This window comes from Streptomyces sp. NPDC028711, from assembly GCF_055565415.1.
On the sequence record NZ_JBVHUJ010000003.1, the window covers coordinates 96,939 to 112,766 of the forward strand.

Annotated in this window: 12 protein-coding genes; all 12 read right to left on the reverse strand. The window is 72.3% G+C overall.

Features of this window, described 5'->3' with window-relative positions:
• Nucleotides 1-194: 194 nt before the first annotated feature.
• The 12 genes from ACZ4VK_RS11610 to ACZ4VK_RS11665 all read right to left on the reverse strand — a co-directional run bounded on the left by ACZ4VK_RS11610 (nt 195) and on the right by ACZ4VK_RS11665 (nt 15,769).
• Nucleotides 195-1,259: a sugar phosphate isomerase/epimerase family protein gene (locus ACZ4VK_RS11610; RefSeq protein ID WP_468351006.1), complete on the reverse strand. Its 1,065-nt coding sequence runs from the start codon at nt 1,257-1,259 to the stop codon at nt 195-197.
• A 79-nt stretch (nt 1,260-1,338) separates the two neighbouring features.
• Complete coding sequence (locus tag ACZ4VK_RS11615) at nt 1,339-2,730, reverse strand: nucleotide pyrophosphatase/phosphodiesterase family protein (RefSeq protein WP_468351007.1); 1,392 nt, start codon at nt 2,728-2,730, stop codon at nt 1,339-1,341.
• Nucleotides 2,727-3,914: a metabolite traffic protein EboE gene (gene eboE / locus ACZ4VK_RS11620; protein WP_468351009.1), complete on the reverse strand. Its 1,188-nt coding sequence runs from the start codon at nt 3,912-3,914 to the stop codon at nt 2,727-2,729. Before eboE ends, ACZ4VK_RS11615 begins: the two co-directional genes overlap by 4 nt.
• 9 nt (nt 3,915-3,923) lie before the next feature.
• Entirely contained in the window at nt 3,924-4,772 is an 849-nt protein-coding gene (locus tag ACZ4VK_RS11625) for a TatD family hydrolase (protein ID WP_468351010.1), read from the reverse strand.
• Nucleotides 4,772-5,329, reverse strand: a complete 558-nt coding sequence (locus tag ACZ4VK_RS11630) for an EboA domain-containing protein (protein ID WP_468351012.1) — start codon at nt 5,327-5,329, stop codon at nt 4,772-4,774. The genes ACZ4VK_RS11625 and ACZ4VK_RS11630 overlap by 1 nt, the downstream gene beginning before the upstream one ends.
• Nucleotides 5,323-6,342: a sugar phosphate isomerase/epimerase family protein gene (locus tag ACZ4VK_RS11635; protein ID WP_468351014.1), complete on the reverse strand. Its 1,020-nt coding sequence runs from the start codon at nt 6,340-6,342 to the stop codon at nt 5,323-5,325. The genes ACZ4VK_RS11630 and ACZ4VK_RS11635 overlap by 7 nt, the downstream gene beginning before the upstream one ends.
• Nucleotides 6,339-7,235 carry an SCO3242 family prenyltransferase gene (locus ACZ4VK_RS11640; protein WP_468351016.1) on the reverse strand — a complete coding sequence of 299 codons (897 nt, stop codon included), beginning with the start codon at nt 7,233-7,235 and terminating at the stop codon, nt 6,339-6,341. Before ACZ4VK_RS11640 ends, ACZ4VK_RS11635 begins: the two co-directional genes overlap by 4 nt.
• A complete protein-coding gene (locus ACZ4VK_RS11645; RefSeq protein WP_468352007.1) occupies nt 7,232-8,365 on the reverse strand; it encodes an inositol-3-phosphate synthase in 1,134 nt (377 codons plus the stop codon). Before ACZ4VK_RS11645 ends, ACZ4VK_RS11640 begins: the two co-directional genes overlap by 4 nt.
• Nucleotides 8,366-8,480: 115 nt before the next feature.
• Nucleotides 8,481-12,155 carry a ThuA domain-containing protein gene (locus ACZ4VK_RS11650; protein ID WP_468351018.1) on the reverse strand — a complete coding sequence of 1,225 codons (3,675 nt, stop codon included), beginning with the start codon at nt 12,153-12,155 and terminating at the stop codon, nt 8,481-8,483.
• A 248-nt stretch (nt 12,156-12,403) separates the two neighbouring features.
• The gene (locus ACZ4VK_RS11655) at nt 12,404-13,408 is read right to left on the reverse strand and encodes a sugar phosphate isomerase/epimerase family protein (protein ID WP_468351019.1); all 1,005 of its coding nucleotides are present in this window, start codon (nt 13,406-13,408) and stop codon (nt 12,404-12,406) included.
• 13 nt (nt 13,409-13,421) lie between these two features.
• Complete coding sequence (locus ACZ4VK_RS11660; RefSeq protein ID WP_468351021.1) at nt 13,422-14,624, reverse strand: Gfo/Idh/MocA family protein; 1,203 nt, start codon at nt 14,622-14,624, stop codon at nt 13,422-13,424.
• A gap of 98 nt (nt 14,625-14,722) precedes the next feature.
• A complete protein-coding gene (locus ACZ4VK_RS11665; RefSeq protein WP_468351023.1) occupies nt 14,723-15,769 on the reverse strand; it encodes a substrate-binding domain-containing protein in 1,047 nt (348 codons plus the stop codon).
• Nucleotides 15,770-15,828 lie beyond the last annotated feature (59 nt).

A 15,828-nucleotide genomic window follows, 5' to 3' on the forward strand; every position in this document is an offset into this window, starting at 1 on the left:
TGTCTGTCGCTTCGGGTTTCCCTCGCGGCGACAGATGTAACTCTACCAGGGGTTCGAGGTGCCTTTCACCCGCGTTTTCCGTGGTCAGTGGGGTGGGGCGGCCCGTGGGGCGACCCCTTTCTCCTTGATCGGCTCCGGGCCGCCCCGCCCCGCGCACGGACCGTCGCCGACCGTGTACGCGCCGCGCCGGCGGCTCAGCCGTTCTTCTCCCGCAGGGAGTGGAGGTGGGCGCTGGACCTGCGGGCGAAGCTCAGGGAGTCGACGGGGTTGTCCCGCTCGGTCTGCCAGTGGTGGGCGTGCCGGCCGTGGTGGGTGCGGTTGACCGCCGAGATGAAGCGCCGGTAGTCGATGTCACCGTCCCCGACGTCCGTCATGCGGTACCCGTAGGGCACGACCGAGTCGTCACGGTCGCCGTCCTTGACGTGGAAGAGCGGGAACCGGTGGGGCTGGGCGAGGACGTAGTCGAGGGGATCGAAGGGGGCGGGGGTGCCGTCCGGGCGCGTGGAGTAGCGGTGCTGACCGACGTACGCCCAGAAGATGTCCATCTCCAGGAACACCAGGTCGGGGTCGGTCTCGGCGAGGAGGACGTCGTAGAGACGCACGTCGGGGCGGTCGGTGGCGAAGGAGAACTCCTCCGAGTGGTTGTGCTGGTAGAACTTCATGCCGCGCTTCTTCGCCTCCGCGCCGAACCGGTTGAACTCCTCGGCGCAGCGCTTCCAGCCGTCGACGGTGGAACCGTAGCGCCAGGGCCCGGAGGCGGTGCCGATGTGCGGCAGGCCGAGCGCCGCGGCGTCGTCGAGGACGCGGTCGAGGTTCTGGGCGAAGGTGTACGCGGCGGGGTCGCCGGAGTAGTAGCCGACGTGGCTGCCGATGGGACGCAGTCCGTGGTCACGGGTGAGGCGCCTGAGCTCCGCGAGGGAGAGGGGGCCGGCGGCTCCCTGCCCGTAGCCCGCGTACTCGACCTCGTCGTAGCCGTATCTCTGCAGTTCGGCGAAGACGGCGGCGAAGCCGAGGGTCGCGACCTTGTCGCGCAGCGAGTAGAGCTGGATGCCGAGGCGGCCGGGCGGCAGGACGGGGCGGCCGTGCCCGCGGCCCTGTGTCTCGGGGACCGGGGCGGTGGCGGCAGCGGCGGGGGTGGCCGCCGATCCCAGGAGGGCGGCGGCGGTCGCGCCGGCGGCGACGCCCAGCATGTTCCGCCTGCTGAGCCTGTGGACGAGCTCGGGGTCGGTGACGGCTTCGGTTCGACGGATACGACTCATCTGTGGATAACTCCTTGGCTGTCGTTGGGGCCTGCTTCACTGGATTCAGCTGGATTCGAGACGGAGTCGAGTCGGGGTCTCAGACGACTCCGGCAAGGCTGAGCAGCAGGTTCTTCACATCGGTGGCCGCGACGCGGCCGTCCAGGGCGCGGGGGGTGGAGCACAGGATGAGCGGACTTTCGTCATCGCTCGTGGGGAGGCGGCCATGGCTGCCGCGAAGAGGTGAGGGGTCGAGAGGGACGACCGCGAGCCGGTACCGCATACCCAGCTTCTTGCGGGCGATCTCCCTGGCGGCCTTGATCCGTACGTAGGGGTCGAGCGGGTCCATGAGGAGTTCGGCGGGGTCGTAGCCGGGTTTGCGGTGGATCTCGACGAGCCGGGCGAAGTCGGGGGCGCGGGCGTCGTCGAGCCAGTAGTAGTACGTGAACCAGGCGTCGGGCTCGGCGACGGCGATGAGCTCTCCCGAGCGCGGGTGGTCGAGGCCGTGCTCCTTCTTGCCGTCGTCGTCGAGGAGCCGTTCGAGACCGGGCAGGTCTTCGAGGGCTTCCCGGACGGCCGGCAGGTCCGCGGGGCGCCGGACGTACACGTGGGCGATCTGGTGGTCGGCGACGGCGAAGGCCCGTGACGTCATGGGGTCCAGGTACTCCATGCCTTCCTGGGTGTGGACCTCCAGGAGGCCGGCCCGGCGCAGCGCGCGGTTGATGTCGACGGGGCGGTCGACGCGGGTGATGCCGTACTCGGAGAGGACGACGACCGTGCGGCCCTCGGCCCGCGCCTCGGCGAGGAGCGGGGCGAGGACGGTGTCGAGCTCCGCCGCGGCGCGGAAGGACCGCGGGTCGTCGGGGCCGTGGCGCTGGAGGTCGTAGTCGAGGTGCGGGACGTAGCAGAGGGCGAGGTCGGGGCGGCGGGTGCGGAGGATGTGACGGGTGGCGTCGACGATCCAGCGGCTGGAGACGAGGTCGGCGCCGGGGCCCCAGAAGTGGAAGAGGGGGAAGGTGCCGAACTTCTCGGTGAGTTCGTCGTGCAGGGCGGGGGGCCGGGTGTAGCAGTCGGGTTCCTTGCGTCCGTCGGCGTAGTACACGGGACGGGGGGTGACGGTGATGTCGGTGTCGGCGCCCATGGCGTACCACCAGCAGATGTTGGCGACGGTGTAGCCGGGGTGGGTGCGGCGGGCGGCGTCCCAGAGGCGGTCGCCGGAGACGAGGCCGTTGTGCTGGCGCCACAGCAGGACGTCGCCGAGGTCCCGGAAGTACCAGCCGTTGCCGACGATGCCGTGCTCGGCGGGGAGGGTGCCGGTGAGGAAGGTGGTCTGGGCGGTGCAGGTGACGGCGGGCAGGACGGTGGAGAGCGGGGCCTGGGAGCCGCTGCGGGCGAGAGCGGCGAGGTGGGGCATGTGCGGCAGGAGCCGCGGGGTGAGGCCGACGACGTCGAGGACCAGGAGGGGGGTGGGTGCGGGTGTGGTGTCGCTCATGGCAGTTCCTTGAGGCCGAGGTCGGTCAGCAGGTCGCGGGCCAGGGTCAGTTCGGCGGCGATGCCGTCCGCGAGACGGGCCCGGGTCCGGGGCCGGCGGTCGGCAGGAAGGGCCTGCCAGGTGTACGTCTCGACCTCCAGGTGGTGGGTGCGGGGGTGCGGGCCGCCGACGAGGAGGGCGAGGGCGTCCTGGAGGACGGGCAGCGTGGAGGAGAGCGGAGGCGCGGGAGGGGCGTGCAGCGGTACGTGGAAGTGGGCGCGCCAGGGTGTCGCGTCGGGGAGACCGGGCGGGTCGGGTCGCTCGGCGATGCCGAGGGCCTCGGGGAGGTCGTCGGTGCCGTGCAGGCCGGCGGCGGTCCTGGTGCGGGTCTGGTGGAGGAAGCGCGGTTCGGCGAACTCCGCGAGCGCCGCCCTGACCTCGGGGAGGTGCGGATGCTCGGCGTGTAGGGCGGCGGAGAGCTGGGCCTTGGGTACCGGGATGCCGGCGGCGGCGAGGGCGTCCAGGGCGGTACGGGGGTCTTCGAAGGAGGTCGCGAGATGACAGGTGTCGAGGCAGACGCCGATGCGGGGACTCGGTACGGCGGCGAGAGCGGTGACGGCGTCGGCGACGGTCTCGACGGTGCATCCGGGTTCCGGTTCGAGCCCGATCCGGATGCTTCTCCCGGTGAGTTCCTCCAGGGCGTCGAGGCGCCCGGCGAGGGTGGTCAGGGCGGTACGGGCGAGGGCGGCGGCCCCGGCGTCGAAGGAGGTCCGCCAGGCGAGGGGCAGGGTGGAGACGGACCCTTCGGTGACGTCCTCGGGAAGCAGCGCGGCGAGGACCCGGGCCAGGTCCGTGGTGTGGGCGAGGCGTTCGGGACGGGTCCAGTCGGGCCGGTAGACGCGGTACTTGACCTCGTCGGCGCCGAAGCCTTCGTACGGGAAGCCGTTCAGGGTGACCACTTCGAGTCCGCGGCGTTCGAGCTCGGCGCGGAGGGCGCGGAGCGACGCGGGGTCGGTGGTGAGGGTGCGGGCGGCGTCGCGGGCCAGCCAGAGTCCGATGCCGAGGCGGTCGCGGCCGAGGCGGCGACGGACGGGCTCGCAGTGGTCGCGGAGTTGGGCGAGCACGCCGTCGAGGGTCTCCGCCGGGTGCACGTTGGTGCAGTAGGAGAGGTGGACGGTGGAGCCGTCGGGGTGCCGGAAGCGCATCGGGACGCCTCATTCCCCGCCACGGCGGACGGAGTTGCCCTCGTGGAGCTCCGGCGGGGCGGGGACGTCGAGGCGGAGGCGTCCGCTGAGGCCGTAGAAGGCGACGGGGTTGCGCCAGAGGACCTGGTCGACGTCGTCGTCCGTGAATCCGGCGGTGAGCATGGCGTCGGCGACCGCGCGGGTCTTGAGGGGGTCGCTGTTGCCCCAGTCGGCGGCCGAGTTCACGAGGACGCGCCCGGTTCCGTACTCCTTGAGGATCGCGACCGTCCGGTCCTCGTCCATCTTGGTGTCGGGGTAGACGGAGAAGCCGAGCCAGGCGCCGCTGTCGGCGGCCTCCTTGACGGTCGTCTCGTTGAGGTGGTCGAGGAGGACGCGGTCCGGGGCGAGCGCGGACTCGCGCAGGACGTCGATCGTGCGGCGCAGACCGGTCAGCTTGTCGCGGTGCGGGGTGTGGACGAGCGCCGGCAGTCCGTGGTCGGCGGCGAGCTGGAGCTGCGCGGCGAGAGCGGTGTCCTCGGCGGGTGTCAGGGAGTCGTAGCCGATCTCGCCGACGGCCACGACACCGTCCTTGGCGAGATAGCGGGGCAGGGCGTCCAGGACGGGGGTGCAGCGGGGGTCGTTGGCCTCCTTCGGGTTGAGGGCGAGGGTGCAGTGGTGGGAGATGCCGTACTGGGCGGCGCGGTAGGGCTCCCAGCCGAGGAGCGAGTCGAAGTGGTCGAGGAAGGAGGCGGGCGAGGTCCGCGGCTGGCCGAGCCAGAACGACGGCTCGACCACGGCGCGGACACCGGCGTCGTACATCGCCCGGTAGTCGTCCGTGGTGCGCGAGGTCATGTGGATGTGCGGGTCGAAGATGCGCATCAGGACTCCTCGGCGGCGGTGGTGGTGAGGGCGAGGACGAAGGACAGATCGGCGGGGACGGCGCGGCCGGCGGCGGTGCGTTCGGCGGCGTGGTCGGCGAGCATCCGGGCGAGTTCGGTGTCACCGGCGGCGCGCTCGGCGAGACCGGCGACGGCGGAGACGGGAACGCCGGTGAAGAGACATTTGAGGAGGGCGTGCCGCCAGGCGTGGGGCGTGAGATGAGTGGCGGCGTAGGGGCCGAGGGCGGCGGCGATCAGGGTGGTGTCGTGGGTGCGGAGGGCGTCCTCGACGAGGGGCAGGGCCTCGGGGCCGGTGACGAGGGCGGGGAGGGACAGGAGGACGGCGCGGCGCTCGGCCGCGGTGCCGTGGTGGTAGAGGCGGGTCAGGGTGTCGGGGCCGGCGTCGGCCGCGCGGAGGAGAAGGGTGCGGGCCTCGTCCGTGTCCGTCCGGCCGCAGTGCCGTCCGGCGGTGACGAAGCGCTCCTCCCACACGGGGGTGCGGGCGGCGGCTTCCTTGAGGGCGGAGTCCAGCCAGGCGCGCGCGGTGGCGGTCAGCATGACGGCGACTCCCGGCGGAGGAAGGAGAGGGAGGTGCGGGCGAGTTCGGGTCCGGCGTGGGAGTGCCGGGGCAGTTCGACGACGGTCAGTCCGGGGTAGCCGGCGGCGGTGAGTTCGGCGAGGGCGGCGAGTACCGGCGGGAAGTCGATCTCTCCGTCGCCGAACGGCAGGTGTTCGTGGACGCCCCGGCGCATGTCCTCGATCTGGACGTGGTGCACCCAGGGCGCGGCGGCTCGGACGCAGTCGGCGGGAGGGAGGGGTTCGAGGCACTGGCAGTGACCGATGTCGAGGGTGAGGCCGAGGACGGCGGGTTCGGGGTCGCCGAGGAGTCCTCGCAGGTGGTGGAAGTCGTCGAGAGTGGCGAGGAGGTGCCCGGGTTCGGGTTCGACGGCCAGCGGGACGTGGGCGGCTCGGGCCGCCTCGAGGACGGGGGTGAATGAGGCGGCGAGCCGTTTCCAGGCCTCGTCGGACGGGGTGCCGGCGGGCAGGGTGCCGCTGAAGCAGTGCACGGCGTGGGCGCCGAGGTCGGCCGCGACGCGCACGGCCCGCAACAGCAGCCGGACGCGGGCGGCGCGGTCCTCGGGGTCCGGGTCGAGCAGGGAAGGACCGTGCTTACGCCGCGGGTCGAGGACGTAACGGGCGCCGGTCTCGACGGTGACACCGAGGCCGAGTTCGCCCAGGCGGCGGGCGACCCGGGCGGTGCGGGCGGCCAGAGCGGGTGCGAGCGGGTCGAGGTGCATGTGGTCGAGGGTCAGCCCGACGCCGTCGTAGCCGAGGTCGGCGAGCAGTCCGAGGGCCTCGTCGAGCCGGAGATCGGTGAGGCCGTTGGTTCCGTAGCCAAGCCGGGGCCGAACGGCGGCTCGCGGGGCGAGCCTGTCGGCCCGGGGCTCGATGCGGTCGGCGGAGGCCGGGGTGGTGGGGCGGCCGGCGGTGTGTGCGGTCGGACGGCGGGCGGTGTGGCCTGCGGTGGGTCGGTCGGCGGCGCGTGCGGTAGGGCGGCCTGTGGTGCTCATGTGGGGCTCACCTTCCGGGCGAGGGCGCGGGCGGCCGGGACGAGACCGAGCAACGCGAGCGCGGTTCCCGGCGATCCGGCACGGGCGGCGAGCGCGGCCTGGAGCGGGATGGTGGCCCGGATCCCGCCGCCGACGGCCCGCTCGGTGAGCGCTGCCGACGGGTTGAGCGCGGCGTGCAGGAGGAGGGTGGCGGGGGTACGGGCGTAGGCCAGGGCGAAGGAGGGCCCGAGGCGAGCGGCCACCGCCAGGGTCACGGCGAGCGCGGCGAGCGGGGCGCGGCTGGAGCCGCCCCGGGTCTCGTGCCGGGAGACGGCGGTGACGGCATAGGTGTGGGCCCCGAGCAGAACGGCTGAAGGAGCGGCACGCTTCACGGCCTGGGCGGATCCCGTGGTCCCGCCGAGCGCGCCGGCCCCGGGCGCCGCGGGCCTCTCGGCGGTCGAGGCCGTCGCGCCCAGGAGGAGGTCCAGGGCTCGGGCCGTGGCCATGGTGGCGGGGCCCGCCGGGGTGTGTTTGAGGCCGAGGTCGTAGGACCAGACCGTGGTGGCGAGGGCGGTGGCGACCGCGAGGGACGGGCGGCCCGCCCGGGCGGCGAGGGCGAGGCCGGTCGCTGTCAGGGCGGCCGAGGCGGCGAGGGCGGCTCCGGGCCTGATGCGGCCGGAGGGCAGCGGGCGGTGCGGGCGTTCGGCGGCGTCCTCCGCTCGGTCGGCCCAGTCGTTGAGGGCCATCCCCGCCTCGTACAGGCAGAGCGAGGCGCCGATCGCGCGGAGCGTGCCGCGCCCGGGGCGGACGCCGGCGGCGGCCGCGCCCGCGAGGGCGTCGCCGGGCACCGAGAGGAGGGCCGACACGCGGAGGAGCTCCGCCCAGGCGCGTGCCTTTCCGGCCGGCCCTGTCATCGGGACGTCTCCGTGCGCGGGGTCGCCGTGCCCAGCGTCCGGCCGAAGGTGAGGAGGCGGGTGTACTGGTCGGCAAGGGAGGCCGGTGGGGTGCCTTCCGGGTCCTTGAAGTAGAAGGCGAGGTCTTCGAGGGGGCCGGTGAGGCCCCGTTCGTGGGCGCGGGCCGTGAGGCGGGCGAGGTCGAGGACGAGGGGGGCGGCGAGGGCGGAGTCGCAGCCCTGCCAGAGGGTCTGGAGGATCATGCGGGTGCCGAGGAAGCCGTCGAAGGCGATGTGGTCCCAGGCGGTCTTCCACTCCCCCAGGGCGGGGACGTCGTCGATGTGGACCTGGCCTTCGACGCCGGCGCCGAGGGTGTCGGTGAGGACGCGTTCCTTGCCGGCGTTCTTGGCGGCCGCGGCCGCCGGGTCGGCGAGGGCGGCTCCGTCGCCGCCGCCGAGGAGGTTGCTGCCGGACCAGGCGCGTACGGTCAGGGCGCGCTGGTGGAACATCGGGGCGAGGACGGCGCGGAGGAGGGTCTGTCCGGTCTTGCCGTCGCGGCCGGCGTGGGGCAGTCCGCTCGTGGCGAGCGGTGCGGCGAGGGCGGGGTGCCGCAGGCCGGTGGACGGGGTGAAGTTGACGTACGGGCATCCGGCGCGGAGTGCGGCGGCGGCGTAGAGGCTGCTGGGCGGGAGCCCGGCGCCCCCCGACGCCGGCTCCGTGGAGGCCACATTGACGACCACGACGCGGTCCAGGCCAATCCTCTGGCGGAAGTCCGTCAGGTCGTCGGTGAAGGCGGTGATGAGTTGTTCGTCGGTGCGGGTGTCGCCGGAGGTGGGTCCGCCGGGGCGGATCTCCTGGTCGGCGGCTTCGAGTTCGCGGGTGACGGCGGGGACGAGGCCGTACGGGAGGACTCCGGCGGTGGTGAGCTGTTCGGCGCGTTTGGGGAGGGCGCAGTCGGTGGTGTCGTGTCCGCCGAAGACGAGGGAGGCGAGTGGGGGGAGGCCGGCGTGGGCGAGGTCAGGGGTTTCGGTGGCCATGCCGGTGGGCGGGTGGAGTCCGGCGACGAGGGCGGCGCAGCCGGCGACGGTGGTGGTGGCGACGGAGCCTCTGGCGCCGATGAGCCAGATTCCGGTGCGGGGTGCGGGGGTCATGGCGTCGGCCTCCCTGTGGGTCACGATCGGCTTCCCTGGGGTGGTGGAGGGGTGGGTGACGGTGGGCGGGGGGTACGGCGCCTCCCCGCCCACCGTCGGCTGGGTGGGGCTCCCGTCAGGAGGGGAGCTCCTTGATCCGGATGTCGCGGAAGGCGGCGTGGTCTCCGGCTCCGTGGTTCTGGATGCCGATGTGGCCGCTGGTGAGGCTGCGGGCCGGGTCGGTGTTGGTGAAGTCGTTGATCTTGGTGCCGTTGAGGAAGACCTGGAGGCGTTCGCCCTGGACGCGGAGTTCGTAGGTGTTCCACTGGCCGGGCGGGCGGAGGGCCTGGTCGCGGGCCTTGAGGTCGGCCGACTTGAAGCCGTAGACGGCTCCGGTGGTGCGGTCGGGGGTGTCGGTGGCGTCGATCTGGATCTCGTAGCCGTTGTTCACGGCGGACCAGGGGTCGTCGGATGCGGGGAAGCCGACGAAGATGCCGGAGTTGTCGTCGCCGGTGAGTTTCCAGTCGAGGGTGAGGGAGTAGGACCGGAATTCCTTGGCCTGGTACCAGAGCATGCCCATGCCGCCGGTGGAGCGGAGTTCGCGGTCGGTGATGTCGAATCCGCCGGGTCCTGCCTGCTTCCAGCCTTCGTGGGTCTCGCCGTTGAAGAGGTCGCGGTAGCCGGTGCGGGGGCGGCAGTCGGCCTTGACCTGCCCGGTGGCGTACTGGAGTCCGCCGAGGAGGTGTTGCCGGAAGGCGGGTTCGGCGTACGACTCCTTGGTGTGGCCGCCGCCGGTGTAGAAGGAGCGGCCGCCGCCATAGGTCTGGCACCAGGCGATGGGGTGGTCGCCCTTCATGGTGCCGCCCTGGTAGGTGGTCTCGTCGAGGGTGGCGAGGATGCGGGCCTGGCCGCGGGGGTTGGTGCGGTAGTCGTACCACTCGTCGGTGCGCTGCCAGGGGCCGTCGATATGTGCGGTGGCCGGGTGGTCGTGGTCCTCGACGCGGACGGTGGCGGGCTGGATGTGGGGGTGGGACTTGAAGTGGGCTCCGACGAGTCCGCCGTAGAAGCTCCAGTCGTATTCGGTGTCGGCGGCGGCGTGGATACCCAGGTATCCGCCGCCGGTGGAGACGTAGTTCTCGAAGGCGGTCTGTTGTTCGTTGTCGAGGACGTCGCCGGTGGTGGAGAGGAAGACGACGGCGTCGTAGCGGGCGAGGTTGGTGGTGGTGAACTGGCGGGGTTCTTCGGTGGCGTCGACGGTGATGTCGCTGCCGGCGCCGATTTCCTTGAGGGCGGCGATTCCGGTGGGGATGGAGTCGTGGCGGAAGCCGGCGGTGCGGGAGAAGACGAGGACGCGCTTGGCGGCCTTGTTCACCGGGGTGTTGGAGAGGGTGAAGTCGTCGATGTCGTAGAGCGCGCCTGCGCCGCCCTTGAAGACGAGGAAGAGTTCGGTGGTCCTGCGCGGTACGTTGCGCAGGGGTACGTCGATGTCCTGGAAGGTCTCCCAGCCGCCGGTGACGGGCACGGGCGCGGAGCCGTGGAGGGGGCCGGTCGGTGAGCCGGTGCGGACTTCGAGGAAGCCGCCGGCGCCGCCGGAGGAGACACGGGCGGTGAGCTTGGTGGATCCGCTCAGGTTGTAGGGCTTGAGGGAGATCCAGTCGCCGTCGTGGATGTCGCCGACGGTCCGGCCGCCGTTCGCCGGGGCCTTGTCGATCACGCTGACGCCGTGCTGGGCGTCGAAGTGTTCGGCCTGGCGGTGTCGGGGCTGGAGTTTGGCCTGGTCGTGGGTGGTGAGGGCGGCCTGGCCGCCGCCTCCGCCGTCGGTGTACTCGGCGTCGAAGACGGCGAAGATGTTGGCGTCGTCGTCGTGGCCGCCGTCGGCGGAGGTCTTGATGGTGCCGGTGCAGCCGTTGGCGGAGGTGACGGGGTGGCCGTGGCTGTCGTGGCCGAGGACGTAGGTGACCTTGACCTTGGTGCAGTCGATGGTGCCGTCTTCGGGGTCGGTGACGTCCACCTTGAAGGGGATGTCGTCGCCGAAGGTGAAGAGGGCTCCTTCGGCGGGGAGTCGGAGGGTGACCTTGGGGGCGGTGTTGCCGACGACGACGTGTACGGAGGCGGAGCCGGTGCGGCCGCTGCCGTCCTTCGCCGTCACGGTCGCCGTGTAGGTGCCGTTCTTGCGGTAGGTGTACGTCGGGTTGGCGGCGGTCGAGGTGCCGCCGTCGCCGAAGTCCCAGCTGTAGGTGAGGGTGTCGCCGTCGCCGTCGGTGGTGCCGGCGGAGGAGAAGGTGATCTTCAGGGGGGCGGTGCCGGAGGTCTTGTTCGCGCTCGCTTCGGCGACCGGGGAGCGTCCGCCGGTGGCGTTCTCGATGCGGTAGAGGCCCGCGTTGTGGTCGCCGCCGAACCAGGCGGTGCCGTAGTCGAGGACGTAGAGGGCGCCGTCGGGGCCGAAGGCGGTGTCCATGACCTGGGTGCCGGTCCAGGGGACGGGGTTGATGGACCGGACGGTGCCGTCGGCGTCGTGGTCGATGCGCTTGATCCAGCGGCGGCCGAACTCTCCGGCGAAGAAGTCTCCGTCGTACGCCTCCGGGAACTTCACCGGGGACGTGTTGGCGGGGTCGTAGCGGTAGACGGGGCCGCCCATGGGGGACTCGGAGCCGGTGCCGAACTCGGGGAGGGATCCGCCGTTGTAGGGGATCCAGGCGGGTTCGGCGGGGGGCAGGTCGACGAGTCCGGTGTTGTGCGGGGAGTCGTTCGTGAGGGCGCCGCAGTCGTAGGTGGCGCCGGAAGCCTTGGTGGCGAAGTCGTAGTCGACGTAGGGCTCGTTGTCGCCGGTGCAGAAGGGCCAGCCGAAGTTGCCGGGTTTGGTGACGCGGGCGAACTCGACCTGTCCTGCGGGGCCGCGCCGGGGGTCGGCGGCGCCGGCGTCGGGGCCGTAGTCGCCGACGTAGAGGATGCCGGTGGGCTTGTCGACGCTGAAGCGGAAGGGGTTGCGGAAGCCCATGGCGTAGATCTCGGGGCGGGTCTTCGCGGTGCCGGGGGCGAAGAGGTTGCCTTCGGGGATGGTGTAGGTGCCGTCGTCGGCGACCTTGATGCGGAGGATCTTGCCGCGGAGGTCGTTGGTGTTGCCCGAGGTGCGGCGGGCGTCGAAGGCGGGGTTGCGGCCGGGGCGTTCGTCGATGGGGGTGTAGCCGTCGGAGGCGAAGGGGTTGGAGTCGTCGCCGGTCGACAGGTAGAGGTTGCCCTGGGCGTCGAAGTCGATGTCGCCGCCGACGTGGCAGCAGATGCCGCGGGTGGCGGGGATGTCGATGACCTTCTTCTCGCTGGCGTTGTCGAGGGTGCCGTCGGCTTTCAGCGTGAAGCGGGAGAGGCGGTTGACGCCGTCGTAGGGGGCGAGTTCGGCGGGGGTGCCGTTCTCGGGGGCGTCTCCGGCGGGGGTGTCGAGGGGTGGGGCGTAGTAGAGGTAGAGGGCTCTGTTGTGGGCGAAGTCGGGGTCGAGGCCGATGCCTTGGAGGCCTTCTTCGTCGTGGGAGTAGACGGGGACGGTGCCGATGACGGTGGTGTTGCCGGCGGCGTCGGTGCGGCGGAGTTCGCCGCCGCGGTCGGTGTGCAGGACGCTGCGGTCGGGGAGTACGACGAGGGACATGGGTTCGCCGACTTCTTCGCCGCCTTTGGCGAGGGTGACCTGCTGGAATTCCTCGGCGGTGGAGGTGGTGGTGTCGGTCTCGGCGGCGAGGGTCTGGGGGGCGCCGAGGGCGAGCAGTCCGACGGTGAGGAGGGCGAGTGTCTTCCTGGCTCGGGGGCGTTCTCTGTGCACGGGTGTCCTCCGGAGATGGGCCGGGTGTGCGGGGTGTCCGGGGACCGGCGTGCGCCGTCACGCTGGTCGCTCAACAGGGTTTTACGTCATGTACACATCAGGGACCGTAGCCGGGTTCGTCCAGCGCGGAAAGCCCTTGTGCACCGGTGCGGTCGAACTTCTCCCCGCGAGAGGACAAAGCCTTCCGCGGGCGCGCCGGACCGGCCCGGCGGCACCGCGGCCGCCCGGCACGGACCTGCGCGTTCAGCTCAGTCGCCGCTCCCGAAGGCGGCGTCGAAGGAGGCCGCCGGCGGGTCGAAGTCGTACCGCTTGAGGAAGGAGAGCGCCTCGGGAGCGCCGGTCAGCCGGTCCATGCCGGCGTCCTCCCATTCCACGGAGACGGGCCCCGCGTAGCCGATCGACCGGAGCATCCGGAAGACGTCCTCCCAGGGCACGTCGCCGTGGCCGGCGGAGACGAAGTCCCAGCCGCGCCTCGGGTCGCCCCAGGGCAGATGGGAGCCGAGCCGTCCGTTGCGGCCGTCGAGCCGTTTGCGGGCCTCCTTGCAGTCCACGTGGTAGATCCGGTCGCGGAAGTCCCAGAGGAAGCCGACGGGGTCGAGGTCCTGCCACACGAAGTGGCTGGGGTCGAAGTTCAGCCCGAAGGCCGGTCGCCGTCCGACCGCGTCGAGGGCCCGTTGGGTGGTCCAGTAGTCGTAGGCGATCTCGCTGGGGTGCACCTCGTGGGCGAAGCGCACCCCTTCGGCGTCGAAGACGTCGAGGATCGGGTTCCACCGCTCCGCGAAGTCCTCGAAGCCGCGCTCGACCATGCGCTCGGGGACCGGCGGGAACATCGCCACCAGGTGCCAGATGGAGGAGCCGGTGAAGCCGACGACGGTGTCGACGCCGAGGGCCGCCGCGGCCCGCGCGGTGTCCGCGAGCTCGCGGGCGGCCCGCCGCCGTACGCCCTCGGCGTCTCCGTCGCCCCAGATCCGGGCGGGCACGATCGCCTGGTGGCGCTCGTCGATCGGATGGTCGCAGACGGCCTGTCCCACCAGATGGTTGGAGATCGCCCAGCACTTCAGTCCGTACGCGTCGAGCAGCTCGCGCCTGCCCTTGACGTACGCGGGGTCGGCGAGGGCCCTGTCGACCTCGAAGTGGTCGCCCCAGCAGGCGAGTTCGAGGCCGTCGTAGCCGAAGTCTCGGGCGAGCCGGCAGACCTCCTCCAGGGGCAGGTCGGCCCACTGGCCGGTGAAGAGCGTGAAGGGTCGGGGCACGGGCGGCAGCCTCCTAGGTGGGTACGGCGGTGTAGACGGCGTTGTTCCGGGCGCTGTCCTCCACGGCGGCCAGGACCCGCTGCACCTGGAGGCCGTCGGCGAAGGACGGCGTCGGGGCGGTGCCGGTCGCGACGGCGTGGACCAGGTCGCGGGCCTGGTGGACGAAGGTGTGCTCGTAACCGAGTCCGTGGCCGGGCGGCCACCAGCCCTCCAGGTACGGGTGGTCGGGTTCGGTCACCAGGATGCGGCGGAAGCCCGCCGAGACGGCCGGTTCGGTGTGGTCGTGGAAGGACAGCTCGTTGAGCCGCTCCAGGTCGAAGGCGAGCGAGCCGCACTCCCCGTTGAGCTCAAGGCGCAGCGCGTTCTTGCGGCCGGCGGCCATCCGGGTGGCCTCGAAGGAGGCGAGCGCCCCGGAGGTGAGCCGACCGGTGAACAGGGCCGCGTCGTCGACGGTGACCTGCCCGTACGCCTCGGAGCCCGCTCCCCCGCCGAGACCGCCCGCGCCGGTGCCCGCGAGCAGCGGCCGCTTCCGTACGAAGGTCTCGGTGAGCGCCGACACACCGACGAGGAGCTCCCCCGTCAGGTACTGGGCGAGGTCGACGGCGTGCGCCCCCAGGTCGCCGAGGGCGCCGGAGCCGGCGTGTTCGCGTTCCAGGCGCCAGGTCAGCGGGAAGGCGGGGTCGACCAGCCAGTCCTGGAGGTAGCTGACCCGGACGTGCCGCAGGGCGCCGAGCCGCCCGTCCGCCACGAGTCCGCGCGCGTACGTGAGAGCGGGCACCCGGCGGTAGTTGAAGCCGACCATGGCGATCTGGCCCCGGGCGGCGGCGGCCTCGGCGGCCGCCGCCATCGTCTCGGCCTCGGCGACCGAGTTGGCGAGGGGCTTCTCGCACAGGACGTGCTTGCCGGCCTCCAGGGCGGCGACGGCGATCTCCGCATGGCTGTCGCCGGGGGTGCAGACGTCGACGAGCTGGACGTCGTCGCGGGCGATCAGGGCGCGCCAGTCGGTCTCGGCGGCGGCCCAGCCGTGCCGGCGGGCGGCGGCCCGGACGGCGGTGGCGTCACGGCCTGCGACGGCGGCGAGGACGGGCCGCAGCGGCAGGTCGAAGACGCGGCCCGCGGTGCGCCAGCCCTGCGAGTGGGCGGCTCCCATGAACGCGTAGCCGACCATGCCGACGCCGAGCGTCGGCGGTGCGGCCCCGCTCTCCGTCTGTTCCATACGGTTCCTCCGTTTCGTGGTGCGGCGAGGTGCTGCTCCCGGGGGCGGTCGGACCGCCCGGGAGCCGGTCCGGTCGGACCGCCCGGTTTCGGGGCCGGTCAGTTGAAGCCGGTGGGCAGGTACTCGTCGACGTTGTCCTTGGTGACGACGGCCGAGTAGAGGGTGATCGAGGCGGGGATCTCCAGCTCGGCCATGCCGCCGATCCCCTTCTTCTGGCCGAGGGCGCGGGCGAGGTCGATCGCGGAGGCGGCCATGGTCGGCGGGTAGAGGACGGTGGCCTTGAGGACGCTGCCGTCGGCCTTGATGGCGTCCATGGCGGACCTGGCTCCGGCGCCGCCGACCATGAGGAAGTCCTTGCGGCCGGCCTGGGCGATGGCCCGCAGCGCACCGACGCCCTGGTCGTCGTCGTGGTTCCAGAGCGCGTCGAACTTCGGTTGGGCCTGGAGGAGTTGGGCCATCTTGGCCTGGCCGGACTCGACGGTGAAGTCGGCGGCCTGGCGGGCGACCTTGCGGATGTTGGGGTAGTTCTTGAGGGCGTCGTCGAAGCCCTGGGTGCGCTGCTTGGTGAGTTCGAGGCTGTCCATGCCGGCGAGTTCGATGACGGTGGCGTTCGGCTTGTCCTTGAGCTGTTCGCCGATGAAGTTGCCGGCGTTGAGGCCCATGCCGTAGTTGTCGCCGCCGATCCAGCAGCGGTAGGCCTGCGGGGAGGCGAAGATCCGGTCGAGGTTGATGACGGGGATGCCGGCCTTCATGGCCTGGAGGCCGACCTGGGTGAGGGCCTTGCCGTCGGCGGGGAGGATGACGAGGACGTCGACCTTCTTGTTGATGAGGGTCTGGACCTGGCCGATCTGGGCGGCGGTGTCGTTGGAGCCCTCGGTGATCTCCAGGGTGACGTCGGAGTACTTCTTCGCCCGGTCCTTGGCGTTCTGGTTGATGGCGTTGAGCCAGCCGTGGTCGGCCTGCGGGCCGGCGAAGCCGATGGTGACGGGGGTGCCGGGCCTGTCGTCGGCGGCGGGGCCGGCGCTCGCGGCGGGGGCCTGGTTCCCGGTGGCCTTCGGTTCGTTGCTGGTGCAGGCGGTGAGCAGGGCGCCGGCGGAGACGGCCGCGCCGCCGAGGAGGAGGTGTCTGCGGCTGGTTTCGGGCATGGCGGTGGATCCCTTCCGAGGGGTGGTGGTGAAAGGGGCGGGTGCGGAGGGGCGTCCGG

Bases quoted from the DNA above. Each gene is read 5' to 3' on its own strand.
- ACZ4VK_RS11610 (WP_468351006.1), bottom strand. From the start codon at position 1,259: ATGAGTCGTATCCGTCGAACCGAAGCCGTCACCGACCCCGAGCTCGTC.
- ACZ4VK_RS11635 (WP_468351014.1), bottom strand. From the start codon at position 6,342: ATGAGCACCACAGGCCGCCCTACCGCACGCGCCGCCGACCGACCCACC.
- ACZ4VK_RS11665 (WP_468351023.1), bottom strand. From the start codon at position 15,769: ATGCCCGAAACCAGCCGCAGACACCTCCTCCTCGGCGGCGCGGCCGTC.
- ACZ4VK_RS11625 (WP_468351010.1), bottom strand. From the start codon at position 4,772: ATGCGCATCTTCGACCCGCACATCCACATGACCTCGCGCACCACGGAC.
- ACZ4VK_RS11660 (WP_468351021.1), bottom strand. From the start codon at position 14,624: ATGGAACAGACGGAGAGCGGGGCCGCACCGCCGACGCTCGGCGTCGGC.
- ACZ4VK_RS11640 (WP_468351016.1), bottom strand. From the start codon at position 7,235: ATGACAGGGCCGGCCGGAAAGGCACGCGCCTGGGCGGAGCTCCTCCGC.
- ACZ4VK_RS11630 (WP_468351012.1), bottom strand. From the start codon at position 5,329: ATGCTGACCGCCACCGCGCGCGCCTGGCTGGACTCCGCCCTCAAGGAA.
- ACZ4VK_RS11615 (WP_468351007.1), bottom strand. From the start codon at position 2,730: ATGAGCGACACCACACCCGCACCCACCCCCCTCCTGGTCCTCGACGTC.
- eboE (WP_468351009.1), bottom strand. From the start codon at position 3,914: ATGCGCTTCCGGCACCCCGACGGCTCCACCGTCCACCTCTCCTACTGC.
- ACZ4VK_RS11645 (WP_468352007.1), bottom strand. From the start codon at position 8,365: ATGACCCCCGCACCCCGCACCGGAATCTGGCTCATCGGCGCCAGAGGC.